Source organism: Bacillus sp. BB081 (assembly GCF_008368895.1).
Lineage (GTDB): Bacteria > Bacillota > Bacilli > Bacillales > Bacillaceae_G > Bacillus_A > Bacillus_A wiedmannii.
In genome coordinates, this window is sequence record NZ_QOZX01000127.1 from 1 (window position 1) to 3,275 (window position 3,275).

The following is a 3,275-nucleotide window of genomic DNA, read 5'->3' on the forward strand; positions in this document are numbered from 1 at the left end:
TCTAAAACTGCTATGTTATTATGATGATAAAAATCCCATAACACATTTCTGAAATTGTTTTCAAAATAGTCAACCTTTCGTAAATAGTGAGATATAAATATTGATAAGATAGCACATAATCCTTCAGCGGAACTATTACATTTTTTTATACCCATAGGGAAATTATGTATTAATTTTTGGAAATCCTCTTCCTCTTTTTCCTGGACCGTTATCAGTATTCCATGAGCTACGAAATAATGAAGAAATTTTTGAATTTTGGCGTCCTTTTTATCTTGATCATATAAAAACGAACCATATACACAAGTTTGACTTGGTGATAACGTATAAACATATAATCCATTTTCACAAGGAGAACTTATTTTTTTTACAAATTGAGAGAAATAAGATGTTACATCACGAGGGATTATAGAAGAAAGTTTTTCAAGTTCACTAGTTTTCACATGATACCAATCCCATTTCGGCATTTTTATGCAGTCCATATTATTCTTCCTTTCTGAATAGTTTTATGTTTCATCGAATAATATCCGTAATATGAAATTTATATGTAGGTATTCATGTCTTGGAGGAAAAGTTTTTAGATCCTCGAAATTACATAGGAGGTCTTCTTCTGTTACAAGGAAGACCTCCTATATATTAGTTATTTTCATTCTAAATTTTAAACATTTCCTCTATACAAGCACTTTTTATCTTTTCTTATTTATGTGTGGAAAAGAAGCCATATAATTTGGCACGTCTATTAAACGAACTCCATTTCGGTCGTTATTATAATTTGGATTCATATGCAGATTGATTGGTGATGTCGTTAAATACTTGACTTCCAATCATATAGTATCCATGAAGTGCTGCCTCTTTCGAAGCGCCTCTTTCGAAGCGTCTACCATACGGAAAGAAGAAATTTCACCTTGCATTTTTTCAATTCGTTTTTTTTGGATGTCTACTATTCCTCCTATCCAAATAATAGTGTCATACTGATCTAACTTAAATTGTTCTTGTAATACACGCATAACGTCTTGGAAGTGTGTATCCAACTCTTTTTGAATCAAAGTATCAACCTGACTTGTCTGATGATTTTCTTCTCGACCTCCATATCCTTTTTCTAATATTTTTGGCATGTCGTTAATATGCAAGTCATCACTTTCCCCTGCATGATTCTGCGGGATATTCTTAATATTTTTCAAAGGCTTGCTACATCCTAGTTCCGTCTCATAATGATTTAAAATGACATTCTGTTTCATATCTGTCATTTCTAATGTACGAAATCCACCATCAATAATTAAGATACGATCTTGTTCCTGAATGATTCCCTCTTTTAAGAAATAGGCATGTAAAGCAACCGGTTGCTGAAGAATCAAAACATTTTCCACCGTAATATTAATAAATTTCCCATCAATTTGCACGGAAGTTTCTTTTTTTAATACATTTTGTAATTGCTCATGCTGACTACCAAAATAAGTAACGGGAAGCCCGGTCACAACTAAAGGTAACACGACATTTTCTTTATAATCCTTTGCAATGCAACCAAATATTTGTTGTTTAAACTGTTCGCTTTCATAATAATTTTCTATTTCTTCGTCAAATGGAGGAAGAAATGAAGCGTCAGATTGATGCGCTTCATTTCCCATGTAGTATGCAAAGTCTAAGTCTATAAAACTTACCTTTGTTAAATCTTCACTTTCAGCATGATTAGGTACAGGGGCTAGTGTGGAAGCTTCACTCTTGATCGTCACCTCAGAATCTACATCCTGTCGATATGCCCGCTTAGTAAAGCCAATTCCTACATCAATTGCATACAGAGATTTCATACTTTTTTCCTCACTTTCTCTTTTTAGAATTAAATCTAGGCACTCTCTTCTTTCTCTTCTTTCCCTTCTTTCATATATTTCTTTTCATTTTTCGTTTTTTCCCCGGCTATGTCCTTACTATCTTCATTTATTTCGTAATCCTTCTCATCTTTTTTCTTTTTGTTATTTTCGTTTTCTGTTAAATCTTTAATGGTAGAAATAACAACTGGTGTGGCTGTAAGCAGTTGTGGTAATGTTTGTTTTGCAACATTAGCTGCAGTTACAGAGAATTGTTTACTTGTCTCAGTTACCTTCTCCAATGTTTCCTTTATGCTTCCTTCTTGTAGTTTGTCTTTTACGCTTTTTCCTTTTGTTTGTATAGCTTTCCGATTTTCTTTTTTTAATAGGGAGACCATGACTCCGGTCGTAATCCCAATCACAGCATATTTAAATATTGTATGTTTCATTTTCCTCACCCTTCTCTACTTTTATTTTCTTCAATGCTACAACTTAAAATAATTACCTTACCTATTGCAATCTATTAGAGAGAATGATAGGTTTGCGACTGCCTATCACTCGCCATTGGTGTTTCAGCTGTTACTAGGAGTAAAATTCTCCCTTGATCTAGTTTTTCTTCATATAAGTTAGCTTCCTCCTTCGACAACCCCATTTCTTCCATTTGATTTCGGAGTTCGTCCCCTTTTTTGGAGAAAAAATTGATAATACTTGTGCCCAATCCTTGTTCTTTTACTCCAATCGTATTTATGTTTGTATCATCCGCAATCCTTTTTGTTAGATGTTTTTCATGCGCTAAGACATAAAGTGAAACTTTAAGGGTTTTGTTCATCCCCCACTGATTATTAGTTGAACCAATCGGGCTCCCACCTAACTTCTTTGCTTCCGCTGAATTTTGAGGTGGGGGTCTTACTGCCCGTTAATGCGGGATAAATGTCATCTTGGCGAACCCCTTGCAATTCTAGCTCTTTTACTTTCATAACTACTTCCTGTTCATTTTGATATTCATTAACCACCGGTTTTCTTTCATTCTTATGCATAGTATCTTTCCTCCTTTAGATTTTTTTATTTAGTTGTTATGTAATATGTAATACACCTATTTTAAAGATGTTAAACCTAAATTTTCGAAAAATTTCATACAATAGGTTATTAATGTTTTTAAATATCAAAGCAATGTCATGAGAACTTTGCTTTGATAAAAGTGCTACAAATAACGATTTGTTTGAAAGGAAAGCCCCTTATTTTATAGAAAAATTCTATTTAGAAAAAGTTACAAAAGGAGTACAAGATACTTTTTTCGTTAATTAAATCAAAAGAAAAATAAAAAAACACTCCTTTTCAAAGAGTGCTTTTAAAAAACATATAACCTAATAAAAATGAAAATATACAACGATACTAAATATACAAACTTTGCATAAAAAAATGATTTTATAGCCTCTTTTTAATATCCATGCCCACTTTGCCAGCCACTGTGCCCAC

General features: G+C 32.9%; 3 protein-coding genes and 3 pseudogenes. 1 reads left to right on the forward strand and 5 read right to left on the reverse strand.

Going from position 1 to position 3,275, the window contains the following annotated elements; genetic code table 11:
* The 5 genes and pseudogenes from DN394_RS28505 to DN394_RS28525 form a co-directional block, all read right to left on the reverse strand.
* Positions 1–479: magnesium transporter CorA family protein (locus DN394_RS28505; protein WP_472926196.1), on the reverse strand; the 479-nt coding region annotated here is incomplete at its 3' end.
* 283 nt (positions 480–762) lie between these two features.
* Positions 763–1,802, reverse strand: a pseudogene (locus DN394_RS28510) (ParM/StbA family protein).
* Positions 1,803–1,837: 35 nt separating this feature from the next.
* The gene (locus DN394_RS28515) at positions 1,838–2,248 is read right to left on the reverse strand and encodes a peptidase U61 (RefSeq protein ID WP_098084589.1); all 411 of its coding nucleotides are present in this window, start codon (positions 2,246–2,248) and stop codon (positions 1,838–1,840) included.
* A gap of 74 nt (positions 2,249–2,322) precedes the next feature.
* Positions 2,323–2,601: pseudogene (locus DN394_RS28520) on the reverse strand (YflT domain-containing protein); the annotation flags it as partial.
* A gap of 112 nt (positions 2,602–2,713) precedes the next feature.
* Positions 2,714–2,836 (reverse strand): annotated as a pseudogene (locus tag DN394_RS28525) (YflT domain-containing protein); the annotation flags it as partial.
* 178 nt (positions 2,837–3,014) lie between these two features.
* Here DN394_RS28525 and DN394_RS29940 point away from each other — a divergent pair.
* Positions 3,015–3,104 (forward strand): acyl dehydratase, encoded by a 90-nt coding sequence (locus tag DN394_RS29940; protein ID WP_097915251.1) that lies wholly within the window; start codon positions 3,015–3,017, stop codon positions 3,102–3,104.
* Positions 3,105–3,275: the final 171 nt, after the last annotated feature.

Coding starts and splice junctions, on each gene's coding strand:
- DN394_RS28515 (WP_098084589.1), bottom strand. CDS start 2,248: ATGAAACATACAATATTTAAATATGCTGTGATTGGGATTACGACCGGA.